The organism is Arthrobacter sp. B0316-1-20, assembly GCF_059091865.1.
This window is the reverse complement of the sequence record NZ_JBNHHC010000017.1, coordinates 44,888-70,575: the sequence shown is the minus strand read 5'-3', so window position 1 is coordinate 70,575 and position 25,688 is coordinate 44,888. Positions and strand designations below refer to the sequence as shown.

Here is a 25,688-nt window from a genome sequence, read left to right as displayed (position 1 = left end):
GCGTGCCGGGATGATGAAACGATGGATCGTGATTGGCATCTCAGCGGTACCGCGTGGGAGCAGGGCGGGCGCGTAGATGGTCGGCCGACATGGTCGTGCTGTGGGTGACGGGCTTGTTTTGGATGGTGGGTTGCGCTGCGTGCCGGGCTGGCTTGGCAGACGTGGGCGACCGGCGCCACCGTCAGGCAGCAGAACCAGCGCTGCTATCGCCCCTTACCCGTCCCCCAAAGCGGGCTTCGGAACACGTGCGTACAGTATGCGCCACATTGTCTTCCCCTTCGTTAGCGCTACTGACGCTGGCCGCACTTGAGGGCCGCCACTGAAGGGGCCATTTCTGGCAAGCAGAAGGAACGCTGGTCAGTCCTCCCGCAATGTGGCGCCCGCTGTACAGGCGATAAACATTGACTCCTGCTGCACAAGCAACAACAGTGGAGCCCGCTGCAGACGGCGCGAACTATGGCCGCCCGCTGCTCAGGCCGGAGGACAGCGCCCCGGCAACACGGGGGGCACCAGGCGGCGTGGCCGAGCCCGCCAATGGACGATGTGCTTGCTCGAACTATTTGAAATCCGAGCAGGATCGCGGACCAGACGTGACCGCGATGGTCGATAGCGTCTAGATATCGAGAAACGCCCGGAGCCGCATCTGCGTCAGGCCTCCGGGGAAGCCGTACCCACGCACAGCAGCCCTCCGTTCTGTGAAAGTTGATCCTGCCATGAGCGTCATTCTTGCCCCCGAGGCCCGCGCTGGCCATGTGCCGACGCACGCACCCGTTCAGCCCGAACAGTTCCGCAGCAGGAGCCGCCTCACCGTTCTGCTGCGCGGCGCCGGCCTGATCCTGATGGATCTTGCCAACCGGCGCAGCCAGCGGCCGGTGACACTGAAGCGGCTGCGCTGTCAGGACCAGCACCAGGAGCAGTCCCGGGACCTGGCCGCCCAGATGTACACCTGGACGCTGCCCAGATAGCGCCCGCCCGACCGGGGCACGGGCTCGCGCCAGACCGGGCGGGCCCACGTCTCGTCCTGATCATCGAGGAGTCAGCAGGCGCCCTTTTCGCGGCTGAAAAGGGCGCCTGCTGAATATTTGTCGGGGTTGGCGGTGCCGGAGTTGAAGCCCTGCCGGGTCGGCGGTCAGCGGCACCAGCCTGCGTGGGCCAGTGCCTGGCGCAGGAGATTGCCGCGGCCGCCGATGAACTCGGACTGGACCGCCGGGCTGAGGGCATCTTCCGGCGTCATCCAGCTCAGCTCCAGTGCGTCCTGGCGTGGATTGCATTCGCCGGTGACCGGGATGACGTAGGCCAGTGCCACGGCGTGCTGCCGGTCATCGGTCAGCCCGGTCTCGGACGGCGACGGAAAGTATTCCGCCACGGTGAACGGCACCGGGCTGGCCGGCAGCTGCGGAAAGGCCAGCGGGCCCAGGTCCTTTTCCAAGTGCCGCAGCAGCGCAGCGCGGACCGTCTCGCGGTACATCACCCGTCCGGATACGAAGGTGCGCACCATCTCGCCTTCGGCGGAGGCCTGCAGCAGCAGGCCGATCTCCGTTACGTACCCCAGCGAATCCAGCCGCACCGGCACCGCTTCCACGTAGAGCATGGGTAAACGTTGCCGGGCCTCGTGCAGATCCTCGTTGGAAAGCCAGCCGGGATACGGGTCGGGAGTGCGTACGCTCATGTACTTGTTCTACCCCACGGCTGCGATGCCAGTCACGCCAGCGCACCCGGAACGGCGCGTCCCCCGGGTCAGTCGGCCTCAGCGGGTCCGGCCGGGGCCTCCGGCCGGACAGTGAAACGCAGCTGTCCCAGGGCGGCCGCACCCGTGTCGTCGGGATGTTCCACCAACAGTGTCGGATCGACTGTCTCCTCCGCCGGGGTGCAGGCGATTCCCGCCGCGGTGAGACGGACGCGCAGGGCGGTCAGGTCGTCGTCGTACTCAAAAGAAAGTTCCAGCTGCTCCGCTGCGCCGTGTCGCACGGCGACCAGCCCGCCGTTCTTCGCCGCGAAGTCCGCCCATTCGCCGGCGTCGCCGAACCGCGGGTGTGCGCCGATCCCGCGGAGCGTGGCAACCGCCCCCGGGACATCCGGCGTCACCCAAGCCGGCATCACGGCCAGCGCCGGATCCGGTTGGTCCGGCCCGGAGTGGTTACCGAAATGCGGGGAGGCGGGATCGGCCAGGAAGCTGAACCCCGATGGCGCGGTAATCCTGGCAGTGCGGCCGTGCTCGGCGTCTTCGATCGCCACCCGGGTGCCGTCGGCTGCGGTGCGGCGGGCGAACTGGTCCAGGTCGCGGACCTCGAAACCCAGCTCCAAGCGGCCGTCAGCGGGATCACCGGCATCGACCCGGCGTAGTCCCAGGCGACCGGAGGCGGCATCAAACTCCAGTCAGGCCCCGCCGTCGTCGGCCGCGCAGGCCAGCCCGGCCGCGGTCAGCAGCTCCCGCCACGGCTCGATCCGGGACGTGAACACAACGGGGCGCACGCGCAGCACGGCATTCTCCTTCAGGTCAGCAACGAAGATACTTCCGAAACTACTAGACGGCGGGGCCCTGGCGTGCTGGCATAAGGCATGCCTGCAGAACTTCCCGAATTGTTGTTGCCCGACGCCGCCGCCTGGCGGGCCTGGCTGGAGGAACACTACGCCGCGTCGCCCGGTGTCTGGCTCATCCTGCACAAGAAGGGCGGCTCGGTGACGGCTCTGGACTACGCGGGTGCGCTCGAAGAGGCCCTGTGTTTCGGCTGGATCGACGGCCAAGCTAAACGGCGGGATGCGGAAAGCTCCTTCCAGCGGTTTACCCCGCGCGGCAAGCGCAGCATCTGGTCGCAGCGCAACGTCGGGTACATCGAAAAGTTGGAGCAGGCCGGCAAGATGCACGACGCCGGCCGGGCTGCGGTGGCTGCTGCGCAGGCCGACGGTCGCTGGGAGAAGGCCTACGCCGGCCCGGCCACGGCCCAGGTTCCCGCGGACCTGGCCGAGGCGATCGCCGCGGTCCCGGAGGCGCAGGCGATGTTCGATGTGCTCACCTCGCAGAACCGCTATGCCCTGATCCACCGGTTGGGCCAGCTGAAAACCGACGCCGGCCGGCAGCACCGGATTGCCGACTTCGTGCAGATGCTGGCCCGGCACGAAACACCGTACCCGCAGCAGAAACAGCCGTCCTGACCGTCGCTCGGAGGCCGCACCGTGCTCCGCGGTCAACCAGCCAGCGTGGCGGCGGCCTCCAGCGTCATCCACGCCTGCAATTGAGTGGAAAGTTCGACGCCGGTGCCCGGCTCCGGTTTTCCCGCCGCCGGCGCTGCGGGGTCGGCGGAGAAGACCAGGACCTCCCAGCTGCGGTGGTTCTCGATGGCCCGTCCGGCCCAAAATCCTGCGGCGGTGTCCGCGACCATTCGCGCGGCCAGTTCGCGCACCTCGCCGGGCAGCTTGTTGGACCGCGCCGCCACCGCCAGGTAGCGGGCCAAGATACCGGTGAACAGTCCGCCGTCGCCGGCGCCGTGCGTGCGCAAGACCAGTTTCCGGCCCTCTTCCTCGGTGACTTCGGGCTGCTGCACCAGGCCGGCCGCGATACCGTGCACCAGCTCGGCGGCGCGCTGCAGATCGGTGTCCCGACCGACAGCCAGCAGCGCCCCCAGCACCGGCCCCTGGTTGTAGGTATAGATTTCCGGCACCAGTACCGGCTTCCCGCCGGTGATGCGCACGCCGTCCAGGTACAGCCGCCGCTCCGGTGCGTACAGTTCGGTATCCAGCCAGTCCAGCAGCCGCGCGGCCTGACCGGTGTCGCCCATGCGGGCCAGATACAGCGCGGCCGGCGCCGTGGCCGGTGTGTTCTTGAAGTCCCGGGCGGTGCTCCAGAACAAGCCGCCGCCCAGATCCGGGGTATGCGCCGATTCCAGCTGGGCCAGCAACCGGGAGGCAGCAGTCCTGTTCCGAAAGCGAGGCTTGTCCGCGTCGGCGGCCAGCGCGTCCAGCCGCTGTGTGGCCAGCGCCAGCCAGGCCATGTCGTCGTAATAGTTGTTGGTGAAGCGGAAGCCATTGCGCCACCGCACCGTGCGCAGCAGCCGGGCAGCCAGACGTCCTGCGCTCGGACCGTTGCCGCCGTCGTAATGCTGCTCCCGGCGCAGCTCCCGCCGGCCGGCATCCACCAGACAGTCCAGGAAGTGTGCCTGCCACCAGTAGTGCCACGGGCCGGTCTGGCTGTGCGAGGGCCGGCGGACGGCGCCCAGCAGGGTGAAGGGCAGCCCCAGCCAACGGTGGCCGAAATGGCGGACGACGGCGATCGCTGCCTCGTCCGCGCGGCCTGCCGCCAGCGTCGGGTTGGGCGGACGGAAGGCTCCGCCGCCGGGCGGGGTGCGCATGGGCACTAGCCTAACGGCGGATGAGTGCTCCAGCGGGCCGGGCATGCTGGCCGCAGGCCCCGCGCGTGACCGCGGTGTGCGCCGGGCCACACTAGGCTGAGTTGAGCGGTGCTGCCGGTCGGCCGCGGCACCGCACCCCGGTGCTGCCGGTTTGGCCGGCGGGGAGAAGCACGTTCAGAGGATGAGGAGGATTCAGTGGAGGTTTCCGGAGCCGTAGCCCTGATTACCGGCGGAGCATCAGGGCTGGGTGCGGCGACCGCCCGCCGGCTGCATGCTGCCGGTGCGTCGGTGGTGCTGGTGGATCTGCCCGGTTCGAAGGGGGAGGAGTTCGCTGCCGAGCTGGGCGGCCGCGCCCTGTTTGCACCCGCCGATGTAACCGAAGGCGAGCAGGTTCAGGCAGCGGTGGACCGCGCGGCGGGGATGGGGCCGCTGCGCATACTGGTGAACTGCGCCGGCGTCGGCACGCCGGGCAAGGTGCTGGGGCGGGACGGCGTGCTGCCGCTGGAAGCGTTCAGCAAGGTGGTCCAGATCAATCTCATCGGCACCTTCAACGTGATCCGGCTGGCAGCAGCCGCGATGGCTGCAACCGAACCGGTGGAAACCGAACTGGGCGGCCCGGAACGAGGCGTCATCATCAACACGGCTTCGGTGGCGGCTTTCGACGGCCAGATCGGCCAGCCTGCCTACGCCGCCTCCAAGGGCGGGGTGGCGGCGATGACGCTGCCGCTGGCCCGGGAACTGGCGCGCTCGTTGATCCGGGTGGTCACCATTGCGCCCGGCATCTTCGAGACCCCGATGATGGCCGGGCTGCCGCAGCAGGCGCAGGAATCGCTGGGCCATCAGGTTCCGCACCCGTCCCGGCTGGGCCGGCCGGCGGAATACGCGGAACTTGCCGCGCACATCGTGGCCAACAGCATGCTCAATGGTGAGACCATCCGGCTGGATGGGGCCATCCGGATGGCACCGAAGTAGACCGCCCGCAGGCTAGGGGTGGCGCACCACCTGTCACGCGGCGCCTGGGGCGGTGGTGCGGGAGGCGACGGGACCGCGGTCAGCGGGCGCCGCCGTCGTACGCTTGAGGGGATGACGCGCTTATGCTGCGGAATCCGCCCTGCCGGCACCAACCGGCGAGCCCTGTAGGACGCGAAAGGACCAGGCCCATGCCGCACGCCGCCCGCGATCGGGACCTCGACGCGAGCCTGCGCGCCGACGTGCGCCGGGTGAGCACGTTGCTGGGCGAATCGCTGGTGCGCCAGCACGGACCGGACCTGCTGGACCTGGTGGAACAGGTGCGGCTGCTGACCAAGGAATCCAAGGAAGCGGCCCGCGGCGAGGGCGAAGCGACCGGGCCGTGGACCGCCCGCGACGTGATCGACCAGGTCCGCGAATTGCTTGCCGGCCTGGACGTCAGCGAAGCCACCGATCTGGTGCGGGCGTTCGCCTTCTACTTCCACCTGGCCAACGCCGCCGAACAGGTGCACCGCGTGCGCCAATTGCGCGTCCGGCCCGAGGAGGACGGACAACTGCTGCGCACCGTCGCGCAGATCGCCGATGAAGCCGGGCCGGAAGCGCTGCAGCGCGCGGTCAACCAACTGGACGTCCGGCCGGTCTTCACCGCCCACCCCACCGAGGCATCGCGCCGGACGGTTTTGGACAAGCTGCGGGCCATCTCCGATCTTCTCTCCACGACGACGGCGGAGGGCAGCACGGCGCGGCGGCGGCAGGACCGGCGGCTGGCCGAAATCATCGATCAGATGTGGCAGACGGACGAGCTGCGGCACGTGCGGCCCAGCCCGGTGGATGAGGCCCGCAACGCGGCCTACTACCTGGGCAACATCCTGACCAACACCATGCCCGAGCTGATGGGCGACCTGTCCGAACTGCTCTCCGAACACGGTGTGGCACTGCCCGACGACGGCGCCCCGCTGCGCTTCGGCTCGTGGATCGGTGGCGACCGGGACGGCAATCCACACGTCACCGTGGACGTGACGCATGAGGTCTTCCAACTGCAGAACCAGCACGCCGTGCGAATTAACATCGATTTTGTGGACACCCTGATCGCGGTGCTCTCCAACTCGACGACGATCGTGGCCGCCAGCGGCGAGTTGCTGGAATCTGTGGCCAAGGACCTGGACAACCTTCCGGGCCTGGACGGCCGGGTGCGCGAGCTGAATGCGAACGAGCCGTATCGGTTGAAGCTAACCTGCATCAAGGCGAAACTGCTCAACACCAGCGCCAGGATACAGCGCCGGCAGCCGCACGAACCGGGGCGTGACTACAGCTCGACGGCGGAGGTGCTGGCCGATCTGGCGTTGATCGAGCAGTCGCTGCGCGCGCACACAGCGTCGCTGGTGGCCGACGGTTCGCTGGCCGCGGTGCGCAGGGCGGTTTCCACCATCGGACTGCATCTGGCCACCCTGGATTTCCGGGACAACGCGGGCAAACACCACAAGGCCGTCGCGGCACTGCTGGCGGCCCGCGACGCTGAACGTGTGGCGGCGGACGGGGCGGCGCTTGGTCCGGCCCGCGACGGCGAACGTGTGGCGGCGGACGGGGCGGCCGGCGACGCCGAACCGGTGGCGGCGGACGGGGCGGCGCTTGGTCCGGCCCGCGACGGCGAACGTGTATCCGCCGGTGCGCCGGTGGGTGGCCCGTCGGCACCGGCGGCTACGGCGGTGGCACCGGCGATCGCAGCGGTGGATGACGCCGCGCCCGCAAACTACCTGGAGCTGGCGTCCGGCCCGCGGCAGCGGCTGCTCTCCTCGTTGTTGCTCTCGCCAGGACCGTTGGCACCGCCGTCGTCGTTGAAAAAGAAGCGCGCGCGCACGCTGGAGGTGTTCCAGGCGATTGCCGACGCCCTGCGCCAGTACGGCCCGGACGCGGTGGAGACGTACATCGTGTCCCGGGTGCGCGGCGCCGACGACGTGCTGGCGGCGGTGGTGCTGGCGCGCGAGGCCGGCCTGCTTGACCTGAGCGGGGCCGAGCCGACGGCGGCGATCGGGTTCGCGCCGCTGCTGGAAAGCGTCGAGGCTTTGCGCCGCGGCGGGCAGATTCTGGACGACCTGCTCTCGGATCCGCAGTACCGCCGGATCGTGCGGCTGCGCGGGGACCTGCAGGAGATCATGTTCGGCTACTCCGACTCCAACATGGAGGCCGGCGTGGCCACTAGCCAGTGGGAGATCCACAAGGCCCAGCTGGTGCTGCGGGATGTTGCCGCCCGGCACGGCGTGCGGCTGCGCTTCTTCCACGGCCGCGGCGGATCGGTGGGGCGTGGCGGCGGGCCGACGTACGACGCGATCCTCGCCCAGCCCAACGGCGCGCTGGCCGGCGAGATCAAGTTCACCGAGCAGGGCGAAGTCATTTCGGACAAGTACACGCTGCCGGAGTTGGCCCGTGAGAACCTGGAGCTGGCACTGGCGGCCGTGCTGCAGGCGTCCGCCCTGCACCAGGAGCCGAGGACGTCGGAGGCCGAGCGCGGCCGGTACCACGCCGCTATGGAGGAAATCTCCGGCGCGGCGTACGGGCGGTACCGCTCGCTGGTGGAGCATCCGGATCTGCCGGAGTACTTCCGGGCGTCGACGCCGGTGGAGCAGCTGAGCGCCGTGAAATTCGGTTCGCGTCCGGCGGACCGCCCGGAAGCGGGCCCGGCCGCCGGATCGGGCATGGGCAAGCTGCGGGCCATCACTTGGGTGTTCGGCTGGACCCAGTCGCGGCAGATCGTTCCCGGCTGGTACGGCGTGGGCAGCGGCCTGCGGGCAGCCCGGGCCGCGGGGCTCCAGCCGCAGCTGCGCGAAATGATCAGCAACTGGCACTACTTCCAGTCCTTTATCTCGAATGTGGAAATGACGCTGGCCAAGACCGACCTGGAAATCGCGGCGCATTACGTCTCCACGCTGGTTCCCGCCGAGCTGCGGCATCTGTTCGACGACATCCGCGCCGAGTACGAGCTCACTGTGGCGGAAATCCGGATGCTTACCGGTGAAAACCAGCTGCTGGACAACCAGCCGGTGCTGCAGCGCTCGCTGGATGTCCGGGACCAGTACCTTGACCCGATCTCCTACATGCAGGTGGAGCTGCTGCGGCGCATCCGGGCGTCGGAGCCGGACGAGGCGCTGCAGCGGGCCATGCTGATCACCGTCAACGGGATTGCCGCCGGCCTGCGGAATACGGGGTAGTGGCGGGCGCGCTGGCGGGGGGCTTGCGGGGCCGCGGAGCGGGCCGGGCGACTGCAGGCATTTACGGCGTTCGCTCCCAAGTATCGGCCTAACTTCCCACGTTTCAGACGACCCAAACCGCCCTGACTTGGGACGATGCTGGCGGGCACTCTTGAGACTAGGGAGCGAAATGAACTGGCGGCCGGCTGGGTCCCCTCCCGCAGCCCCGCTACCTGTCCCGGCTGAGTCGCCTCCCGGGCAGCCCCGACACGCGGCGACCTCGCCACCGCGGTTTCCTTCCACCCAGCGGAAACCAGCGGTTGCCCGGCGCCGCCCGGCCCGGCATGCTGTGGAGCATGACCAAGCTGCAGCCTTTCGGAAACCTGTACGGCCACGACGTCACCGCCGCGATCGAGGCCGATCCGGACGGCGTGCTGCAGCTGGAGGGGCATCTGGCCCGGATCTGGGAGCAGGCCGCGCCGCTCCTGACCGTCCGGGACAACGACGCGCACACGCTGTACGCGTTCGGCCTGGCCCAAGCCATGCTGGCCGCACATCCGGAGGCCGACGCCGACGTCGTGCTTCCGGCGATCATGCTGCACGACATCGGTTGGTCCCAAGTGCCGCCGGAGGAGGTGCTGTCCGCCATCGCCCCCGGTGGCGGCCGGCCGGACCTGGTGCTGCTGCACGAGAAGGAAGGCGCCCGGCTGGCGGCGGGCATCCTTGAGGGCGCCGGCCACCCGGCGGAGCTCATCCCGCGCATCCTGGAGATCATCGACGGGCACGATTCGCGCAAGGAAGCGCTCTCGATCGAGGACGCGATCGTCAAGGACGCGGACAAAACCTGGCGGCTCAGCCCGCACGGCGTGGACACGGTGATGGAATGGTTCGGGCTGGACCGCGGCCAGGCACTGCGGCTCTGCAGCCAGCGCGTGCTCGGCCACCTGTTCACCGAGGAAGCCGAGGCCATGGCCCGGGCGCTGTCCGCGCTGGAGTCGGCGACGCTGTGGCCTCAGCGCCAGGTGCTTCTGGGGCGCTAGACTCGGTGTCGGCCGGCTGCCGACAAGGCGCCGGCGGCGGAGCCCGGATGGAATGACGACGGCGGTGCCCGGCTCCGCGGGTCCGCCTGCGGAACGTGGGAGGCAGCTATGGCCGGCGGTAGCCGCGAGTCGGGGCGTTCGGTCACGTCCCGGGTGCTGGCCATTCTGGAAGCCTTCGAACAATCACGGACCGCGCTGAGCCTGACCCAGATTGCCGAAGGCTCGGGGCTGCCGCTGAGCACCACGCACCGGCTGGTCGCCGAACTAACCGACTGGGGCTTCCTCACCCGCGGCGCCAACGGCCGGTACCAATTGGGCATCCGGCTCTGGGAGCTGGCGCAGAACGCCGGCCGCCAATTGCGCGATGCTGCGCGGCCGTTCGTGCAGGACCTGTTCTCGCTCACCGGAGAAACCTCGCAACTGGCCGTCCGGGAAGGCCACGAAGTGCTCTACATCGAGCGCATCTACGGCACCAAACGCGTCCCGCGGGCCTCCAGAGTGGGCGGCCGGCTGCCGATGCACGCCACCGCCGTCGGGAAAGTAATCCTGGCGTACGAGGAGGAATGGGTCCGCACCGCCTACCTGAACCGGCAGCTGGAGCGGCCCACGGCCCACACCCACATCGTTCCCGGGCGGCTGGCCGAGGAGCTGGACCAGATCCGCGAACAGGGTTATGCCACCACGCTGGAGGAAGTCCGGCTTGGCTCCTGCTCCATTGCCGTGCCGGTTTTCCATACCGGCAGGATCGGGGCCGGCCTGGGGCTGGTTTTGCTCACCGCCCAGGCCGCCACGATGACCCGGCACCTTCCCGCCCTGCGCGGCGTCTCGGCGCAAATCGAGCGGGCAACCGCGCACATCCCGCTGGAGTCGCTGCTGGGCAGCCACGCGGTGCGCACAAGCTGAGCCGCTCACCGCCATGACGGTTCTGCATCCGGGCCGGCTTGCGGACTCCACGGCGAGAAGCTAAGCACTATTCGTTTCCACTCAGTGGAAGAGGTAGATGTGCGTCACAGGGTGACGTGGGCAACACTGGAGTGAGATCAACCCGCCGGAGCCGGAAACGGCCGCCGCGGGAGCCGACCCAAGGAGTTCCAGATGTCATCCTCAACCGAAACGGCAGCTTGTCCGTTTGGCCACGGTGCCGAGGCCCCTGCCGGACACCACGGCTACGAGCCGTTCCAAATGAAGGACCCGTTCCCGGCCTACGCCGAACTGCGGAATGAACAGCCCGTGATGTTCGATGAGCGGGTCGGCTACTACGTTGTCTCGCGCTACGACGACATCAAGGCCGTTTTCGACGACTGGGAAACCTTCTCCAGCGAGAACGCCCAAGCCCCGGTGCGCAAGCGCGGTCCGCAGGCCACCAAGATCATGGAAGACGGGGGCTTCACCGCCTACTCGGGGCTGTCCGCCCGCCGGCCGCCGGAGCACACCCGGATCCGCGCGGTGGCGCAGAAGGCCTTCACCCCGCGCCGCTACAAGGCGCTGGAACCGTTCATCCGGCAGAACGTGGTGGACCAACTGGAGGCGATGCTGGCCCGACCGGAGCGCCGCGGCGAACTGGTCCGCGACCTGGCCTATTCCGTCCCGACGGTCACGATCCTGACCCTGATCGGCGCCGACGTTTCACAGGTGGACACGTTCAAGCGCTGGTCCGATTCCCGCGCGGCCATGACCTGGGGTGACCTGAGCGACGAAGAGCAGATCCCGCACGCGCACAACCTGGTGGAGTACTGGCAGGAGTGCCTGCGCCTGGTCCGCGTGGCCCATGAGCAAGGCGGCGACAACCTCACCGCCGACCTGGTCAGGGCGCAGCAGGACGGCGCGGAGATCAGCGACCACGAGATCGCCTCGATCCTGTACTCCCTGCTGTTCGCCGGACACGAGACCACCACCACCCTGATCGCCAACTCGCTGCGCGTGCTGCTGGCCCGTCCGGAGCAGTGGCAGCAGTTGGTGGAGGAGCCCAAGAAGATCCCGGGAGCCATCGACGAAGTACTGCGTTTCTCCGGCTCGATCGTCGGTTGGCGCCGGAAGGCGCTCAAGGACACCGAAGTGGGCGGGGTGAAGATCCCGGAGGGCGGCGAGCTGCTGCTGCTGATGGGCTCCGCCAACCGCGACGCCGACCGGTTCGAGGACGGCGAGGAGTTCGACATCTCCCGCGGCAACGCCCGCGAGCACCTGTCCTTCGGCTTCGGCATCCACTACTGCCTGGGCAACATGCTGGCCAAACTGCAGGCCAAGATCGCGCTCGAAGAGGTGGCGCGGCTGGCACCCAACCTGAAGCTGGAGAGCCCGGAGGGCATCGAGTTCCGCGAGAACATCTCCTTCCGCGTCCCCGAAACCGTTCCCGTTAGCTGGGAGGCCTGAACACCATGCACAGCAATGAATTCATCCAGTTTTTCGACGGCGGCGTCGAACCCACGCTCGAGAACCTCGGCGGCAAGGGTGCATCCCTGGTCACCATGACCTCTGCCGGCATGCCGGTGCCCCCGGGCTTCGTCGTCACCACCGCCCAGTTTGACCGCTTCATGCAGGAAGCCGGCATCACCGGGCACATCAACCAACTGCTGGCCGGCCTCGATCCCGAAGACGTCGCCCAGGTGGACGCGGTGTCCGCCGCCATCCGCGAGGACATCTGCTCCCGGCCGGTTCCGGCCGACATGCGCGCCCAGACGATCGAGGCGTACGAGGACCTGATGTCCCGCTTCGATGCGCCGGTGCCGGTGGCCGTCCGCTCCTCCGCCACCGCCGAAGACCTACCGGACGCGTCGTTCGCCGGCCAGCAGGACACCTACTTGTGGCTGGAGGGGTTCGCTGCCGTGGGTGAACACATCCGCAGCTGCTGGGCGTCGCTGTACACCTCCCGGGCCATCATCTACCGACTGAAGAACAACATCCCGGACGAAGGCCTGTCCATGGCCGTGGTGGTGCAGAAGATGGTCAACGCCAAGGTTTCCGGCGTCGCCATGACGCTGGATCCGGCGAACGGGGACCGCTCCAAGATCACTATCGACGCATCCTACGGGGTCGGCGAAATGGTGGTGTCCGGGCAGGTCACGCCGGACAACATTGTGCTGGACAAGGTCACGTTGGTCCCGGTCACGGAGCATATCGGCGACAAGCACGCCGAGCTGGTGCCGGATGCCTCAGCCCGCAGCCTGGTTGAGCGCGAGGTCGACGCCGAACGGCGCTCCCGCCGCTGCCTGACCGACGACGAGCTGAAAGCCGTCGCACAGATGGCTAAGCGGGCGGAGAAGCACTACAAATGCCCGCAGGACATCGAGTGGGCGCTGGACCATGACCTGCCCGACGGCGAAAACCTGCTGCTGCTGCAGTCCCGTCCGGAGACCGTCCACTCGGCCAAAAAATCCTCCTCCGCGGTAACGCCGGGATCCGGCGGCTACGCCTCGGTGCTCGGGGCGGGCATCCCGTCGCAGAAACCCGCGGATGCGTCCGGGAACCCCGCCTCCGCCAACACCGCCTCCGGCACGTCAGGCTTCAGCTTGGGCAGCATCACGGCCTCGCTGATGAAGGCCTCCATGTAATCGTTCCACGCACTACCTGCTTCATCGGCTCCACCCGTTTCAGGCAGCACCGTTCCACTGTTCGAACCGTCCCAGGCTCAACGCAGAGCCGCCACCGAAAGGACCGCCATGTCCATGAAGTCCTTCCCGAAGCCGTCCGAGTTGCCGGTTCCCGCCGGCGCCGAAGGCTGGGAGAAGATCTACCCCTACTACCTGGTGTTCCAGGACAAGCTCAAGGAACAGGAAGACGCCAAGTTCTGGTTCTGCGACAGCCAGCACTGGCCCACCGTTTTCAAGCCGTTCGAGACCATCGGCGGTGAGTTCGCGGTCAAGTGCCTGGGCCAGTACAACGCCCGGCATCTGATGATCCCCAACGCCAACGGGATCGAGTTCCGTGTGCATCTGGGCTACCTGTACATGTCCCCGATCCCGGTTCCCGAGGACCAAATCGCCGACCGCGTTCCGCATTTCGAGCAGCGGGTGGGCCACTACTTCCAGAACTGGGAGGAACTGCTCAAGCAGTGGCACGTGAAGGTCCGCGGCACCATCGAGGAGATGGAGACCATTTCCTTCAAGAAGCTGCCGGACATGGTGCCGATGGAGGACATCACCACGGGCAAGGCCAAGGACGGCTCCGAGGTGCTGCTGGAGAACTATGACCGGCTGATCCAGCTGGCCTACCAGAACTGGCAGTACCACTTCGAGTTCCTGAACCTGGGCTACATCGCCTACCTGGATTTCTTCAACTTCTGCAAGGAAGTGTTCCCGAACATCCCGGACCAGTCGATCGCCACCATGGTCCAGGGCGTGGACATGGAACTGTTCCGTCCGGACGACGAGCTCAAGCACCTGGCCAAGTTGGCGGTGGAGCTGGGCATCCAGTCCGCCTTTGCCAACACCGACGACGTCGATGCCACCTTGGCCACGGTCCGCGCCTCCGCAGGCGGCGAGCGCTGGATCGCCCGCTACGAGGAAGCCAAGGATCCGTGGTTCAACTTCACGGTGGGCAACGGTTTCTACGGGCACGACAAGTACTGGAACGAGCACCAGGAAATTCCGCTGGGCTACATTGCCGACTACATCCGCCGGCTGGACGAAGGCCAGGAGATCATGCGCCCGGTCGCGGAGCTGGTGGCGGAGAAGGAGCGGATCGTGGAGGAATACCGCGACCTGCTCGAAGGCGAGGCCCAGTCGGTGTTCGACGCGAAGCGCCAGCTGGCGGCCACCGCGTACCCGTACGTGGAGAACCACAACTTCTACATTGAGCACTGGACCATGGGCGTCTTCTGGCGCAAGATCCGCGAACTCTCCCGGATGATGCACGCCGAGGGCTTCTGGACGGAGCCGGACGACCTGCTGTACCTGAACCGGAACGAAGTCCGCGACGCGCTCTTCGACCTGGTCACCGGCTGGGGCGTCGGCGCCGCACCGATCGGGCCCACCTACTGGCCTGAGGAGATCGAACGCCGCCGCGGGATCGTGAACGCGCTCAAGACCGCCCGTCCGGCGCCGGCGCTGAACACCCCGCCGGCCTCCATCACCGAACCGTTCACCCGGATGCTCTGGGGCATCACCACCGAGCAGGTCCAGCAGTGGCTGGGCGAGGGCGAAGAAGTCGAAGGCGGCGGGCTGCGCGGCATGGCCGCTTCGCCAGGCGTGGTGGAAGGCTTCGCGCGGGTGATCCACGATTCCGACCAGCTCGCCGAGGTGCAGCAGGACGAGATCCTGGTAGCCACGGTGACCGCACCAAGCTGGGGCCCGATCTTCGGCAAGATCAAGGCCACCGTCACGGACATCGGCGGCATGATGAGCCACGCGGCCATCGTCTGCCGCGAGTACGGCTTGCCGGCAGTGACGGGTACCGGTTCGGCGTCCACCACCATCAAGACCGGCCAGCGGCTGCGGGTGGACGGCACCAAGGGAACCGTACAGATCCTGGATGCCGAAGCCGAACCGGCGGTCGCCGGCCCCGGCGCGCACAGCCACAGCCACGTCTGAGCACGGCGCCGGATAACAGGCGCACCCAGTGCCGGACCGGGCGATCCCGTTCCACGGGCCCCGGTCCGGCACATCCCAACAGGAAAGTTTGACCATGACACAGCCTCCTCTCGATCCCGCAGCTACCCGCCACGGCGGGCACGCCGGGTCCGAAACGCGGACCGTGCTGATCACCGGCGCCGCCGGCGGACTCGGCCGGGCCTTCGCCTTGGGCTTCGCGTCCCGCGGCTACCGGGTGGCGGCGGCCGACACCAATCTGGCCGGTGCCGAGAAGACCGCGGCGCTGGTCCGCGAAGCCGGAGCCGAAGCCGAGGCCTTCGAAGCCGACGTCACCGACGTCGCCTCCACTGAGGCCCTCGCCCAAAGGTGCGCCGACTTCGGGCAGGGGAGCATCGACGTCGTCCTTAATAACGCCGCCATTTACGCCACGGTGACCCGGACTCCGTTCGAGGAGATCGACCCGGCCGAATGGGACCTGGTGATGAATGTGAACCTCAAGGGCCCGTGGCTGGTGACCCGCGCCGCGAGCCCGTACCTGCCCGACGGCGGCCGCGTCATCAACCTGTCCTCCGCCACCATCTACTCCGGCTCCGAGCAGTGGCTGCACTACGTGGCGTCCAAGGGCGGCGTGGTGGCGATGACCCGGGTGCTGGCCAAGGAACTGGGTCGGCGCAACATCACCGTCAACGCAATCGCGCCCGGCTTCACCCTCACCGAGGCCAGCTACGGGCTGATGGAGAACGCCGAGAACTACGGCGTGGACCGCGGCGCGCTCAAACGTGCCAGCCAGCCCGAGGACATTGTGGGCGCGGCGCTGTTCCTGGCCGGGCCGGACAGCTCGTACATCTCCGGACAAACCATGGTGGTCGACGGCGGCCGCCAGTTCATCTAGGCACTGCAACCGAAAAGGAGAACCCATGCCTACGGTTCATTTCACCGACGCTGAAGGCGCCGTCCGCGACGTCGAAGGCAACCCCGGCGACTCGGTCATGGAAACCGCGGTGCGCAACGGCGTGCCCGGAATCGTGGCCGAGTGCGGCGGCTCGCTATCCTGCGCCACCTGCCACGTTTTTGTCCGCGAGGATATCCTCGACCAGCTTCCGGAGATGGAAGAGATGGAAGACGAAATGCTCTACGGCACGGCGGTGGACCGCGAGGACAATTCGCGGCTGTCCTGCCAGCTCAAGCTCTGCGAGGGCCAGGACATCTACGTCACCACCCCGGAAACCCAGATCTGATCATGGATACCACCACCACAACGACGACGGCGGTGCCCGCCGAGACAGCGGACGGCGCCGTGCGCACGGGACTGCTGATCATCGGCGCCAGCCAGTCCGGTGTCCAGCTGGCCGTATCGCTGCGGGCGCTGGGCTTCGACGAGCACATCACGCTGCTGGGCGAGGAAGACCACCGGCCCTACCAGCGTCCGGCCCTGTCCAAGGAGTTCCTGCAGGGCACGGTGGAGAGCGAATCGCTGATCTTCCGGTCCAACCAGTACTGGGAAGACCACAACGTGGCCCTGGTCAAGGGCGAGCGGATCGAGCGGATCGACAAGGAAGCCGACGGCTCCGGCGTGGCGCACGCGGCATCCGGCGCGGAGTTCCCGTTCCGCCGGCTGGCGCTGACCGTGGGCGCCCGGGCCCGCAAGCTGCAGGTGCCCGGCGCGGAGCTGGAGGGCGTGGTCTACCTGCGCAACGCCGACGACGCGCTGGCGCTGAAGGCCCAGCTGGACGGCGTCCAGGACGCCGTGGTGATCGGCGGCGGCTTCATCGGGTTGGAGGCCGCCTCCAGCCTGCACAAGATGGGTAAGAACGTCACCGTGCTCGAATACGGTCCGCGGCTGATCGGCCGGGCGGTGGGCGAGGAGACCAGCGAGTACTTCCTCACCGCGCACCGCGAACGCGGCCTGGACATTCGGCTCAATTCCCGGATCCAGGAGCTGGTTGCGGGCGACGGCGGCCGGGTGGCCGGCGTCGGGCTGGAGGACGGCACCGTGGTGCCGGCCCAGCTGGTGCTGGTGGGCATCGGCGTGGTGCCGAACACCGAGCTGGCCGAGCAGCTGGGCCTGGACGTGGACAACGGGATTGTGGTGGACCGGCACGCGCTGGCTTCCGACGGCACCACGGTGGCGGTGGGCGACGTGGCGAACATGCCGAACCCGTTGCCGGGCTCGCCGGAGGGCGAACGGATCCGACTGGAGAGCGTGAACAACGCGATCGAACACGCCAAGGTGGCCGCGTACTCGCTGATGGGCCGGCGCGAGGACTACGCGGGCATCCCGTGGTTCTGGTCCAACCAGGCCGACCTGAAACTGCAGATCGCCGGGCTCACGCTCGGCTACGACCAGACCGTGGTCCGCCGCGACGACGAGCGCGGCAAGTTCTCCGTGCTCTACTACCGCAGCGGCCAGATCATCGCCGCCGACTGCGTCAACGCGCCGCTGGACTTCATGGCGGTCAAGAACGCCCTGGCCAAGGGCCAGAACATTCCCGCGGAGGCCGCGGCGGACCCCGCCGTCGTCCTCAAGACCATTGCAACCGACGGCTCCTAAGCCGCCTTCGGCACTGCAACACCGCTAGGAGACCCTTCCATGAGCACGCCCGAGACCCAAGCCCCGGAGGCCGCAGACAAGGCCCCCGCATGGGCCAGCGCGGAGCCGTCCAACCACGCCGATGATCCCCGCGCGCAGGCCTTCGCCGCCGACCATCCGGTCCGGCCGCTGCCGGCCACCGGGACGGTGGACACCACGCCGATCGCGACCACGCCCGCCGCCGTTGGCGACCTGGATCCGATCTGGCAGGCGGTGGTGCGGGAGACCCGCAGCCGCGGCAACGACATCCACCTGCCCATCTCGCTGGCCTTCGCCGAACGGCTCTGCCGGGCCTACCCGGAAGCCGACGCCCAACTGGTCCGGGTGGCCATCCTGCTGCACGACACCGGCTGGGCGCACGTGGACGAGTCGAGGATCCTCTCCGAGGGCTTTACCGGTGACTGGCGCAAGGCCGCCATCCGGTTTGAGCACGAGGCCGAGGGCTGCAACGTGGCCCGCCGGGTGCTGCCGGGCCTGGGCTACGACGCGGAGTTCATTGACCGGGTCTGCGAGATCATCGACGGGCATGACACCCGGCACGTGGCGTACTCGCTGGAGGACGCGCTGGTCCGCGACGCCGACCGGCTGTGGCGGTTTGACCATGCCGGCATTGCGCTGGCGTCGACCTGGTTCGGCATGACGCCCGACGTGTACACCGACCGGTTGGGCGTGGAAATCATTCCGGAACTGATCACCGAGGCCGCCCTGGCGATGGGAACGGCGGACCTGGAGCGTTCCCGGGCCCTGCTGAAGACAGGAGTCATCCGATGACAACCATCCCGAACAGCACCGCCGCGGCACCCGGGGGAGCCCCGGCGCCGTCCGCCATGCCTGCCCTGGCCGCCCGCGAGGCCCTGGACCTGCCCTACACCCATGTGGACGACGTGTTTGTCGACGGGGCCTGGGTGCCGGCGCGGGGGACAGGCCGCAACCCGGTGACGGACCCGGCCACCGGAGAGGTCTGGGGATCGGTGCCGGATGGGACCGTCGAGGACGTCGACGCCGCGGTGGCCGCTGCCCGGCGGGCCTTTGATGCAGGCCCGTGGCCGAAGCTGGCGCCCTCCGAGCGCGCGGCATATCTGCTGCGGATCGCTGACGAGGTGGAGAAGCGGGCCGACGCGTTGTCCCTGACCAACACCCGGGAGAACGGGTCCCCGGTCTCGGAATCCTCCGGCGCTGCGGCCAACGCGGCCGGCATCTTCCGTTACTTCGCCACGCTCGCGGAATACCTGGAACGCGACGACGTGCGCCCCTTCCCGCGCGGCGGCGGCGAGTCGGTGGTGCGCCGCGACCCGGTAGGGGTGTGCGGACTGATTGCACCCTGGAACTTTCCGATCAACCTGATGGTGATCAAACTGGCGCCCGCGCTGCTGGCCGGCTGCACGGTGGTGATGAAGCCGGCCTCGCCCACGCCGCTGTCCTTCCGGTTGATTGTGGATGCCGTGGCCGCCGCGGGGGTGCCCGCCGGCGTGGTCAACCTGGTCACCGGGTCCGGGCGGCTGGGCGACACCTTGGTGAAGCATCCCGGCGTAGACAAGGTGGCCTTCACCGGCTCCACCCCGGTGGGCCGGAAGATTGCGGCGGCGTGCGGCGAGCTGTTGCGGCCGGTCACGCTGGAACTGGGCGGCAAGTCCAGCGCCGTGGTGCTCGAGGACGCCGACTTGCACGAAATGTCCAAGGTGCTCATCCGCTCCTGCATGCGCAACACCGGACAGACCTGCTACATCTCCACCCGGATCCTGGCCCCGGCCGCGCGCTATGACCAGGTGGTGGACATGGTGACCGCGACCATCGCCGCCGGGGTGCAGGGCGATCCGCTGGATCCGGCCACCGTGTTCGGGCCAGCGGCCACCGAGTCGCAGTACCGGACCGTGCTGGACTACCTGAAGTCCGCCCGGTCGGAAGGCGCCCGCGCCACCACCGGCGGACAGCCGGCGCGGCTCGGCGGCGGCCTGGAAGGCGGCTACTTTGTGCAGCCTACGGTCTTCGCCGATGTCACCCCGGAGATGCGGATTTCGCGCGAAGAGGTCTTCGGGCCGGTCATCTCCGTGCTGAAGTACACGGACGTGGACAACGCGGTGGCACTGGCGAACAACACGGAGTTCGGGCTGGGCGGGATCGTGTTCGGCCGGGACCAAGAGGCGGCGCTCGCCGTTGCCGACCGGATGGATACCGGTTCGGTGGGCCTGAACTTCTTCGCCTCCAACCACTCCGCCCCGTTCGGCGGCCGGCACGATTCCGGCCTCGGCACCGAGTACGGAATCGAGGGCCTCACCGCCTACCTGAGCTACAAGTCCATCCACCGCCGGTAGGACGCCCGGCCGGCGCGAGGGCCGTCGCGAGGGCCGGCCGCCGGGCTCACCGCTGACTCCCCGCCCTCAGTGTGCAATGGGGCGGGAAACCTGATCTGCTGGTGGGGGAGGTCGATAGATGAAGAAGTGGCTGCTCCTCGCCGGGGCGATCATGTGTGAGGTGGCAGCGTCGCTGTCGTTGAAGGCAGCGATGGAAACCCCGGCTCTGTACGCTGTGGTCGTCGTTGGCTATGCGATGTCGTTTGCCTTCCTCGCTGCCGTGCTGCGCGCGGGAGTGCCGGTGGGCGTGGCCTACGGGATCTGGGGTGCGCTGGGTGTTGCCCTGACGGCCGCCCTGGCGGCTGTCCTCTTCCACGAACCGCTCACCACCGTCATGGTGGCGGGCATGGCGCTGGCCGTTGCCGGGGTGCTGCTGGTGCAATGGGGCGCGCACCGGGCCGCCGCCGGTATCGTCGAGCAGGCATCCACCTGATGGCATGGGTCTTCCTGGGCATCGCGATCGTTGTTGAAGTGGCGGCGACCCTCTCGCTGCGGGCCAGCATCGACGGACGCAAAAGCTGGCTCGTGGCCGTGGTGGCCGGCTACTTCATCGCCTTTACCTGCCTGTCGCTCGCGCTGCGTGAAGGGCTCGGGCTGGGGATGGCCTACGGAATGTGGACTGCCTGCGGGGTGGCCCTGACCGCGCTGATCGGCAAGTTCCTCTTCGACGAACCGCTGACCAAGCTGATGGCGGCCGGCATCGTGCTCATTGGGGCAGGCGTGCTGCTGATCCAACTCGGTTCATCCTGACCCTCCGAACGGCAGCCGTAGGGTGCCGTGCCGGCCTGCTGAACCAGGCGGCGGGGGCGCGGCTAGAGTTGAGGGATGCCGTCTTTCCGCGCCCAGTTGAACATCACCGGCCTGCGGCCCGGCAACCAGCCTGAGGCGGTGATGGAGGCTGCAGTGGCGGCCGTCGGGTCCGCGCACATCGTGGAGGCCAACCAGTTGGACGTGGTCGCCGGCATCCCGCGAATCACAGTTCGCTTCACCGTTGATGCCAACGCTTACGCGGCGGAAAACCGCCAGGCGCTGCAGGCCGGGGCCAACATGCGGCATGCCGTTGAAGAGGTAGCCACCACAGCCAAGCTCGCGGTGCTGCGGCGCTCCCGCGGCAAATGGGGACCGGTCGGCTGACCCCTCGCCCGGGCAACGGCACCCCGCACCCAGGGCAGCGGCACACCGCACCCAGGGCAGCGGCACCCCGCACCCGGGGCAGCGGCACCGCGCACCCGGGGGACGTCCCGCGGAACCGGACGGCCGCCGTCGTTGGCTGTGGCTGCTCAGTCCAGCGGTTCACCGCGCCGCAGCGCGCGGCGTTCCGCATGCCCCGCCTGGAAATGCCGGGAGATGCCGCAGACCACCACGAAGAACAGTCCGAAGCCGGCGGCCATCGCCACCGGCGCGGACTGCGGATCGCCCAAAAAGCGGTCAAAGGTTAACCAGCCCAGCCCCCAGGCCAGAGCCAGTACGGCAGAAATCCGGCCGCGGCCGGTCATGGCCACCACCGCCCCGGCCAGCGACACGACGGCCACCGCGATGACGGCCCAGAGCTCGCCGCTCCAACCGAACCAGTGGATCCCGCGGACGGTCAGCCAGCTGCTGGCGTTCAGGGCAGCTGCCAGCAGGACCCAGCCGGTATAAAGGCCCAACGGCCCGTCCACCAGCAGCGCGTCCACCCGGTAGGGCGATGGGTAGCGCGTCAGACCGTCAATCACCCAAGCCAGCGCGGCAACCAGCACGAGGATCAGGATCAGGGTCAGGCCGATGTTGCCCGCCTGGGCGGCCAGGATCCAGGCGGCATTGAGCAGCATCGAGGCTGCCACCGCCCACCCGATGCGGCGCTGCCGTTGTGAAGCGCTGTCCGCCGGCCACCACTGGAAGATGGTGTAGCCCAGCAGGCCCAGGTAGATCACGGCCCAAATGCCGAAGGCCCGCGACTCCAGCGCCAGCAGGGTGAAGTCGGGGGCAAAGGCGCCGGAAGCGGCCTCCTTCATGCCGGTCCCGCCCAGCACGCCGGCGCCGTGCATACCGGCCAGCAGACAGAGCAGCAGCGAGCCGGTCACGGCGCATTGCCGGGCCAGGTCCGTCGCCAGCGCGGCCCGGATGGTGCCGGTGATGGGTTGCGCGGCTTTGCTGGCGGGCTGGGCGACGGCGGTTTCCGGTTTCACTCGGCTCCTAGTTCGGGGACAGGGGTGGCGGCGGCCTCGCGGACCGTGAGCGCGCCGCGGAGGCTGCGGCGCCGCCGGAAGCCGATCACCGTGGCGATCACCGAGCCCACCACAATGCCCACGGCTGTACCGATCAGGATGTTAACCCAGAACGGGAACATGGACACCCTGCCAGCCACGAAGCCCAATCCAATCATCCACGTGGCCCACAGCGCCGACCCGGCGGCCGAGGCCAGCAGGAACGGCTTGAACTTCACATCCGCCAGCCCGGAGGCCGCCACCGCCGCGGTCCGGCCGCCCGGAATGAAGCGGGCCGCCACTATCGCAGCGTAGGTGGAGGATTCGCCGGCTTTGCTCAGCGCCAGGGTCACGCCCCGGTCGAACCTCCGGCCCCAGCTATAGCGATTCAGCCAAGTGTTGATGCCGCGTTGGAAGAGCAGGAACAGCAGCAGGTCGCCCAGCCAACTGCCCAGCATCACGGCCAGGACCACCAACGGCAGGATCAGTTCGCCATTGGCCAGCAGGGTGCCGCCCCCGATCACCATGAATTCCGAGGGAGCGGCCGGCATCGCGGCGTCCAGGACGACCAGCAGCAGCGTCATGGGATAGTACACCCACTGCAGCGGCCCCTCCGGAATCTCCATTGGCCCAATCTATCGGGAATCGCGGCGCGGTGGCAGACTGGCAAACGTGGAGATCCGCATCCTTGAAGGCGACATCACGCAGCGCCAGGTGGACGCCATTGTGAACGCCGCCAACTCCAGCCTGCTGGGCGGCGGGGGAGTGGACGGCGCCATCCACGCGGCGGCGGGGCCGCAACTGCTTGAAGCGTGCCGTCGGCTGCGCGCCACCGAGTTGCCGGACGGCCTGCCGCCCGGCCAGGCGGCCGCCACCGAGGGCTATTTCCTGCCGGCCAAGTGGGTGATCCATACGGTGGGGCCCAATCGCCGCGCGGGCCAGACGGACCCGGACGTGCTGGCCGGATGTTTCCGGGAATCGCTGCGGGTAGCCGACGGACTGCGTGCCGAGACCATGGCCTTTCCGGCGATCGGCGCCGGCGTCTACGGCTGGGATGCGGAAACGGTCGCCCGCCGCGGGATCGGTCAGGTCCTGGAGTACGACGGCGGTGTGCAGGTGGTCGAATTCGTCCTGTTTTCTGCCGGGCTGGCAGAGACCTTCCGCCGGGTGCACGCCGAATTGAGCGCCTAACCTCGTTCCGGCCGTCAGGACGGCCCGCGGTCGATGGCTTCCCGCACCGCGGAAGCGATGCCGCTGCTGAAGGGCTCCCCATGGCCGGGTAACACCATGCGGGCATTGGTTTGCGCCAAAACCTGGAGCGAGTCGAGAGCTTGCCGGGTGTCGGCAGTGGCCGCCGCAGCCACGATGTGTGGCCCGTGGGCGCCGGTGTAGGGATCGAGCGTCACCAGCGCATCGCCGCTGATGACGGTGTCTCGCTCTGGGAAATGCAGGGCGCAATGGCCGGCAGTGTGCCCGGGAGTGGGCACGACGACCGGTGAACCGGGCAGCGATGCTGCCGTCCCGCCGTCGAGCGGCCGCAGGTCCGTGATCCCCTTGACCCTGAGCGCGCCGGCTACGGTCATCCGGCCGAGAATGGGAATGCAGCGGGGGTATTTGACTGGGTAGACCAAACGGCTTTTTTCATGCTTGTACCGGTACGGGTGGGCGGCGATGTAGTAGTCGTCGGGGTGGCAGTACACCGGCACATCGAGGTCATGCTGCACCCGGGCGGCGAAACCCAGATGGTCGAAATGTGCGTGTGTCAACACCAGGGCGCTGATGTCCCGGGGCGAGCGGCCGAGCTCCCGGATGGCTGCCACGGTCATCTTCCACATGGCCGGGAGGCCGGCATCGACCAGCATGATCCGATCGCCGTCTTCGACGATGTAGAGGTTCACATCCGCATGGGCGACGCGGTGGATGTTTTCGGCAATGTTGCGGTGGAACATTGGGTGCCTTCCGGGAAGGGGCCATTCCCGCGGCGCAGCGGCCGCGGGAATGCGAGCCGTTATTCCTTGCGGAGCTTGTCTTGAACTGCCCCAGCGGTCTTTTCGACCACGTTGGGAACCTCTGTGGTGCCGTAGAGGCGGGCGTCAGGATGCGTTGGCTTGGGCATCGGGGCGCTGGTGGTGGCGGAGTCGTGGTAGGTGAATTCACCCTTGCCGTCGGGGGTAGGTCCGCTGGCCCAAAAACCTTCTGCGGCCGCAGGACCATCGGAGAAGTTCTGGTACTGGTAGGCCACGTCCCGGTTCTCCTTCGACAGCGGGAAGTTGCTCGGCACGGGCAGGGTCTCGGAACCTTCCTCCTGCAGCTCCCGTGCGGCCGCGATCCACTGGTTCTGGTGCGTGGTGTCCCGGGCGAGCAGGAACGAGAGCATATCGCGGACCCCGTGGTCGTCTGTCATATGGTAAAGCCGGGCGACCTGCAGCCGGCCCTGCATCTCAGCATTGGCGTTGGACGTGAAATCCGCCAGCAGGTTGCCGCTGGCGGTGACGTATCCGCCTGACCAGGGATTGCCGTTGCTGTCCACTGGCCGAGCTCCCGCACCAGCGACGATGGCCTGCTGGACGTCGGTTCCGCCGATGACGGCGGCAATGGTCGGATCGGACTGAACCGCTTCGTCCGCGATGCCCAGCGGCGCCTTCTCCAGCAGCTGGGAGATCATCTTGGCCAGCATCTCCACGTGGCCGAATTCCTCCGCGGCGATGCCAAAGAGCAGGTCCTTGTACTTGCCGGGAATGTGGATGTTCCAAGCCTGGAAGCTGTACTGCATGGCCACGGTGATTTCACCGTACTGGCCCCCAACACCTCTTGCAGCTTTCTGGCGTAGACGGCGTCCGGCTTGTCCGGTTCGGCTTTGTATTGGAGCTCTTGCTTGTGAAAGAACATCTGCGGCGACCTCCGCTTTAAAATGGCCCAGCGTCGTTATTGCCAACTCATCGGTCTGGGTTAGCCCACGTCCCGGCCGGGTCCACCCCACGCTAAGCAAGGAAAATTTAATAAGCAACCTTAGGGAAGCCGCTTGGGGGTCGAGGCCATCGATGAGAGTGCCTCGGCTATTTCTGGTTGCGAGCCGTGGATTTCCGCTCGAGCGTCCGACAGAATGGGCTCACGTTCATCTCAAGCGCGGGAGGTGGCCCGATGAGCCCCGCGACGCTGGCCAACGCACAAGGACTGTTCAATGTGGTTCTGGGCGTGTGGCCGCTGCTGCACTACCGCAGCTTTGAAGCTATTACCGGCCCCAAGGCGGAGCCATGGCTGGTCAAGACGGTTGGCGGACTGATGGTTACCCTGGGCTCCGCCCAGATGCGCGGCGCAATGACCGACGACGGTGTTGCTGGCGCCCGGCGGCTGGGCATTGGGGCGGCGGCCACTTTTGCGGCCGTCGATATCTTCACGGCCGGGCCGGGGCGGATCAGCCGGATCTATTTGCTAGACGCCGTGGTGGAGTTTGCTTGGCTGGCCGGGTGGGCTGCGTCGGCGCGGCACCGGTGAA

At 68.1% G+C, this 25,688-nt stretch carries 25 protein-coding genes and 1 pseudogene; 19 read left to right on the top strand and 7 right to left on the bottom strand.

Features of this window, described 5'->3' with window-relative positions:
- The first annotated feature begins 713 nt into the window (after positions 1-713).
- Positions 714-965 carry a hypothetical protein gene (locus tag AC5RW2_RS24890; protein WP_493963879.1) on the top strand — a complete coding sequence of 84 codons (252 nt, stop codon included), beginning with the start codon at positions 714-716 and terminating at the stop codon, positions 963-965.
- 164 nt (positions 966-1,129) lie between these two features.
- Here AC5RW2_RS24890 and AC5RW2_RS24885 read toward each other — a convergent pair whose 3' ends face one another.
- Entirely contained in the window at positions 1,130-1,669 is a 540-nt protein-coding gene (locus AC5RW2_RS24885) for an NUDIX hydrolase family protein (RefSeq protein WP_493939351.1), read from the bottom strand.
- Between the two features lie 68 nt (positions 1,670-1,737).
- Positions 1,738-2,304 (bottom strand): VOC family protein, encoded by a 567-nt coding sequence (locus AC5RW2_RS24880; RefSeq protein ID WP_493963878.1) that lies wholly within the window; start codon positions 2,302-2,304, stop codon positions 1,738-1,740.
- A gap of 255 nt (positions 2,305-2,559) precedes the next feature.
- Between AC5RW2_RS24880 and AC5RW2_RS24875 the strand changes: the two genes are divergently transcribed.
- Positions 2,560-3,153 (top strand): YdeI/OmpD-associated family protein, encoded by a 594-nt coding sequence (locus tag AC5RW2_RS24875; protein WP_493963877.1) that lies wholly within the window; start codon positions 2,560-2,562, stop codon positions 3,151-3,153.
- A 32-nt stretch (positions 3,154-3,185) separates the two neighbouring features.
- Here AC5RW2_RS24875 and AC5RW2_RS24870 read toward each other — a convergent pair whose 3' ends face one another.
- The gene (locus tag AC5RW2_RS24870; protein ID WP_493963876.1) at positions 3,186-4,346 is read right to left on the bottom strand and encodes a glycoside hydrolase family 76 protein; all 1,161 of its coding nucleotides are present in this window, start codon (positions 4,344-4,346) and stop codon (positions 3,186-3,188) included.
- A gap of 195 nt (positions 4,347-4,541) precedes the next feature.
- Here AC5RW2_RS24870 and AC5RW2_RS24865 point away from each other — a divergent pair, with 195 nt between their 5' ends.
- The 15 genes from AC5RW2_RS24865 (at position 4,542) to AC5RW2_RS24795 (ending at position 21,140) form a co-directional block, all read left to right on the top strand.
- Positions 4,542-5,318, top strand: coding sequence for an SDR family NAD(P)-dependent oxidoreductase (locus tag AC5RW2_RS24865; RefSeq protein ID WP_493963875.1), 777 nt, complete (start codon positions 4,542-4,544; stop codon positions 5,316-5,318).
- A 188-nt stretch (positions 5,319-5,506) separates the two neighbouring features.
- Entirely contained in the window at positions 5,507-8,521 is a 3,015-nt protein-coding gene (locus AC5RW2_RS24860) for a phosphoenolpyruvate carboxylase (protein ID WP_493963874.1), read from the top strand.
- A 335-nt stretch (positions 8,522-8,856) separates the two neighbouring features.
- Positions 8,857-9,540, top strand: coding sequence for an HD domain-containing protein (locus AC5RW2_RS24855; RefSeq protein WP_493963873.1), 684 nt, complete (start codon positions 8,857-8,859; stop codon positions 9,538-9,540).
- Positions 9,541-9,648: 108 nt separating this feature from the next.
- Positions 9,649-10,443, top strand: coding sequence for an IclR family transcriptional regulator (locus tag AC5RW2_RS24850; RefSeq protein WP_493963872.1), 795 nt, complete (start codon positions 9,649-9,651; stop codon positions 10,441-10,443).
- 192 nt (positions 10,444-10,635) lie between these two features.
- Positions 10,636-11,910 (top strand): cytochrome P450, encoded by a 1,275-nt coding sequence (locus tag AC5RW2_RS24845; RefSeq protein WP_493963871.1) that lies wholly within the window; start codon positions 10,636-10,638, stop codon positions 11,908-11,910.
- 5 nt (positions 11,911-11,915) lie between these two features.
- Positions 11,916-13,088, top strand: coding sequence for a PEP/pyruvate-binding domain-containing protein (locus tag AC5RW2_RS24840; protein WP_493963870.1), 1,173 nt, complete (start codon positions 11,916-11,918; stop codon positions 13,086-13,088).
- A 108-nt stretch (positions 13,089-13,196) separates the two neighbouring features.
- A complete protein-coding gene (locus tag AC5RW2_RS24835) occupies positions 13,197-15,065 on the top strand; it encodes a PEP-utilizing enzyme (RefSeq protein WP_493951997.1) in 1,869 nt (622 codons plus the stop codon).
- Between the two features lie 94 nt (positions 15,066-15,159).
- The gene (locus tag AC5RW2_RS24830; protein WP_493963869.1) at positions 15,160-15,957 is read left to right on the top strand and encodes an SDR family NAD(P)-dependent oxidoreductase; all 798 of its coding nucleotides are present in this window, start codon (positions 15,160-15,162) and stop codon (positions 15,955-15,957) included.
- A 25-nt stretch (positions 15,958-15,982) separates the two neighbouring features.
- Positions 15,983-16,303: a 2Fe-2S iron-sulfur cluster-binding protein gene (locus tag AC5RW2_RS24825; RefSeq protein ID WP_493951995.1), complete on the top strand. Its 321-nt coding sequence runs from the start codon at positions 15,983-15,985 to the stop codon at positions 16,301-16,303.
- 2 nt (positions 16,304-16,305) lie between these two features.
- Positions 16,306-17,616, top strand: coding sequence for an NAD(P)/FAD-dependent oxidoreductase (locus AC5RW2_RS24820; protein WP_493963868.1), 1,311 nt, complete (start codon positions 16,306-16,308; stop codon positions 17,614-17,616).
- Between the two features lie 39 nt (positions 17,617-17,655).
- Positions 17,656-18,426 carry an HD domain-containing protein gene (locus tag AC5RW2_RS24815; protein WP_493951993.1) on the top strand — a complete coding sequence of 257 codons (771 nt, stop codon included), beginning with the start codon at positions 17,656-17,658 and terminating at the stop codon, positions 18,424-18,426.
- On the top strand, positions 18,423-19,967 hold the full coding sequence (locus tag AC5RW2_RS24810; protein ID WP_493963867.1) for an aldehyde dehydrogenase family protein: 1,545 nt from the start codon (positions 18,423-18,425) through the stop codon (positions 19,965-19,967). Before AC5RW2_RS24815 ends, AC5RW2_RS24810 begins: the two co-directional genes overlap by 4 nt.
- Positions 19,968-20,085: 118 nt before the next feature.
- On the top strand, positions 20,086-20,439 hold the full coding sequence (locus AC5RW2_RS24805) for a DMT family transporter (protein WP_493963866.1): 354 nt from the start codon (positions 20,086-20,088) through the stop codon (positions 20,437-20,439).
- On the top strand, positions 20,439-20,756 hold the full coding sequence (locus AC5RW2_RS24800) for a DMT family transporter (RefSeq protein WP_493963865.1): 318 nt from the start codon (positions 20,439-20,441) through the stop codon (positions 20,754-20,756). The genes AC5RW2_RS24805 and AC5RW2_RS24800 overlap by 1 nt, the downstream gene beginning before the upstream one ends.
- 75 nt (positions 20,757-20,831) lie before the next feature.
- Positions 20,832-21,140 (top strand): hypothetical protein, encoded by a 309-nt coding sequence (locus tag AC5RW2_RS24795; RefSeq protein WP_493963864.1) that lies wholly within the window; start codon positions 20,832-20,834, stop codon positions 21,138-21,140.
- A gap of 146 nt (positions 21,141-21,286) precedes the next feature.
- Here AC5RW2_RS24795 and AC5RW2_RS24790 read toward each other — a convergent pair whose 3' ends face one another.
- Positions 21,287-22,174 carry a TspO-related membrane protein gene (locus AC5RW2_RS24790; RefSeq protein ID WP_493963863.1) on the bottom strand — a complete coding sequence of 296 codons (888 nt, stop codon included), beginning with the start codon at positions 22,172-22,174 and terminating at the stop codon, positions 21,287-21,289.
- On the bottom strand, positions 22,171-22,818 hold the full coding sequence (locus AC5RW2_RS24785) for a DedA family protein (RefSeq protein WP_493963862.1): 648 nt from the start codon (positions 22,816-22,818) through the stop codon (positions 22,171-22,173). The genes AC5RW2_RS24790 and AC5RW2_RS24785 overlap by 4 nt, the downstream gene beginning before the upstream one ends.
- 46 nt (positions 22,819-22,864) lie before the next feature.
- On the opposite strand from AC5RW2_RS24785, the gene AC5RW2_RS24780 reads away from it, so the two are divergent.
- Complete coding sequence (locus AC5RW2_RS24780) at positions 22,865-23,383, top strand: O-acetyl-ADP-ribose deacetylase (protein ID WP_493963861.1); 519 nt, start codon at positions 22,865-22,867, stop codon at positions 23,381-23,383.
- A gap of 14 nt (positions 23,384-23,397) precedes the next feature.
- On the opposite strand, the gene AC5RW2_RS24775 is transcribed toward AC5RW2_RS24780, so the two are convergent.
- Positions 23,398-24,141: an MBL fold metallo-hydrolase gene (locus tag AC5RW2_RS24775; protein WP_493963860.1), complete on the bottom strand. Its 744-nt coding sequence runs from the start codon at positions 24,139-24,141 to the stop codon at positions 23,398-23,400.
- Positions 24,142-24,200: 59 nt separating this feature from the next.
- Positions 24,201-25,081, bottom strand: a pseudogene (locus tag AC5RW2_RS24770) (manganese catalase).
- A 252-nt stretch (positions 25,082-25,333) separates the two neighbouring features.
- Between AC5RW2_RS24770 and AC5RW2_RS24765 the strand changes: the two are divergent.
- Positions 25,334-25,687 (top strand): hypothetical protein, encoded by a 354-nt coding sequence (locus AC5RW2_RS24765; protein ID WP_493963859.1) that lies wholly within the window; start codon positions 25,334-25,336, stop codon positions 25,685-25,687.
- The last annotated feature ends 1 nt before the right edge of the window (position 25,688 follow it).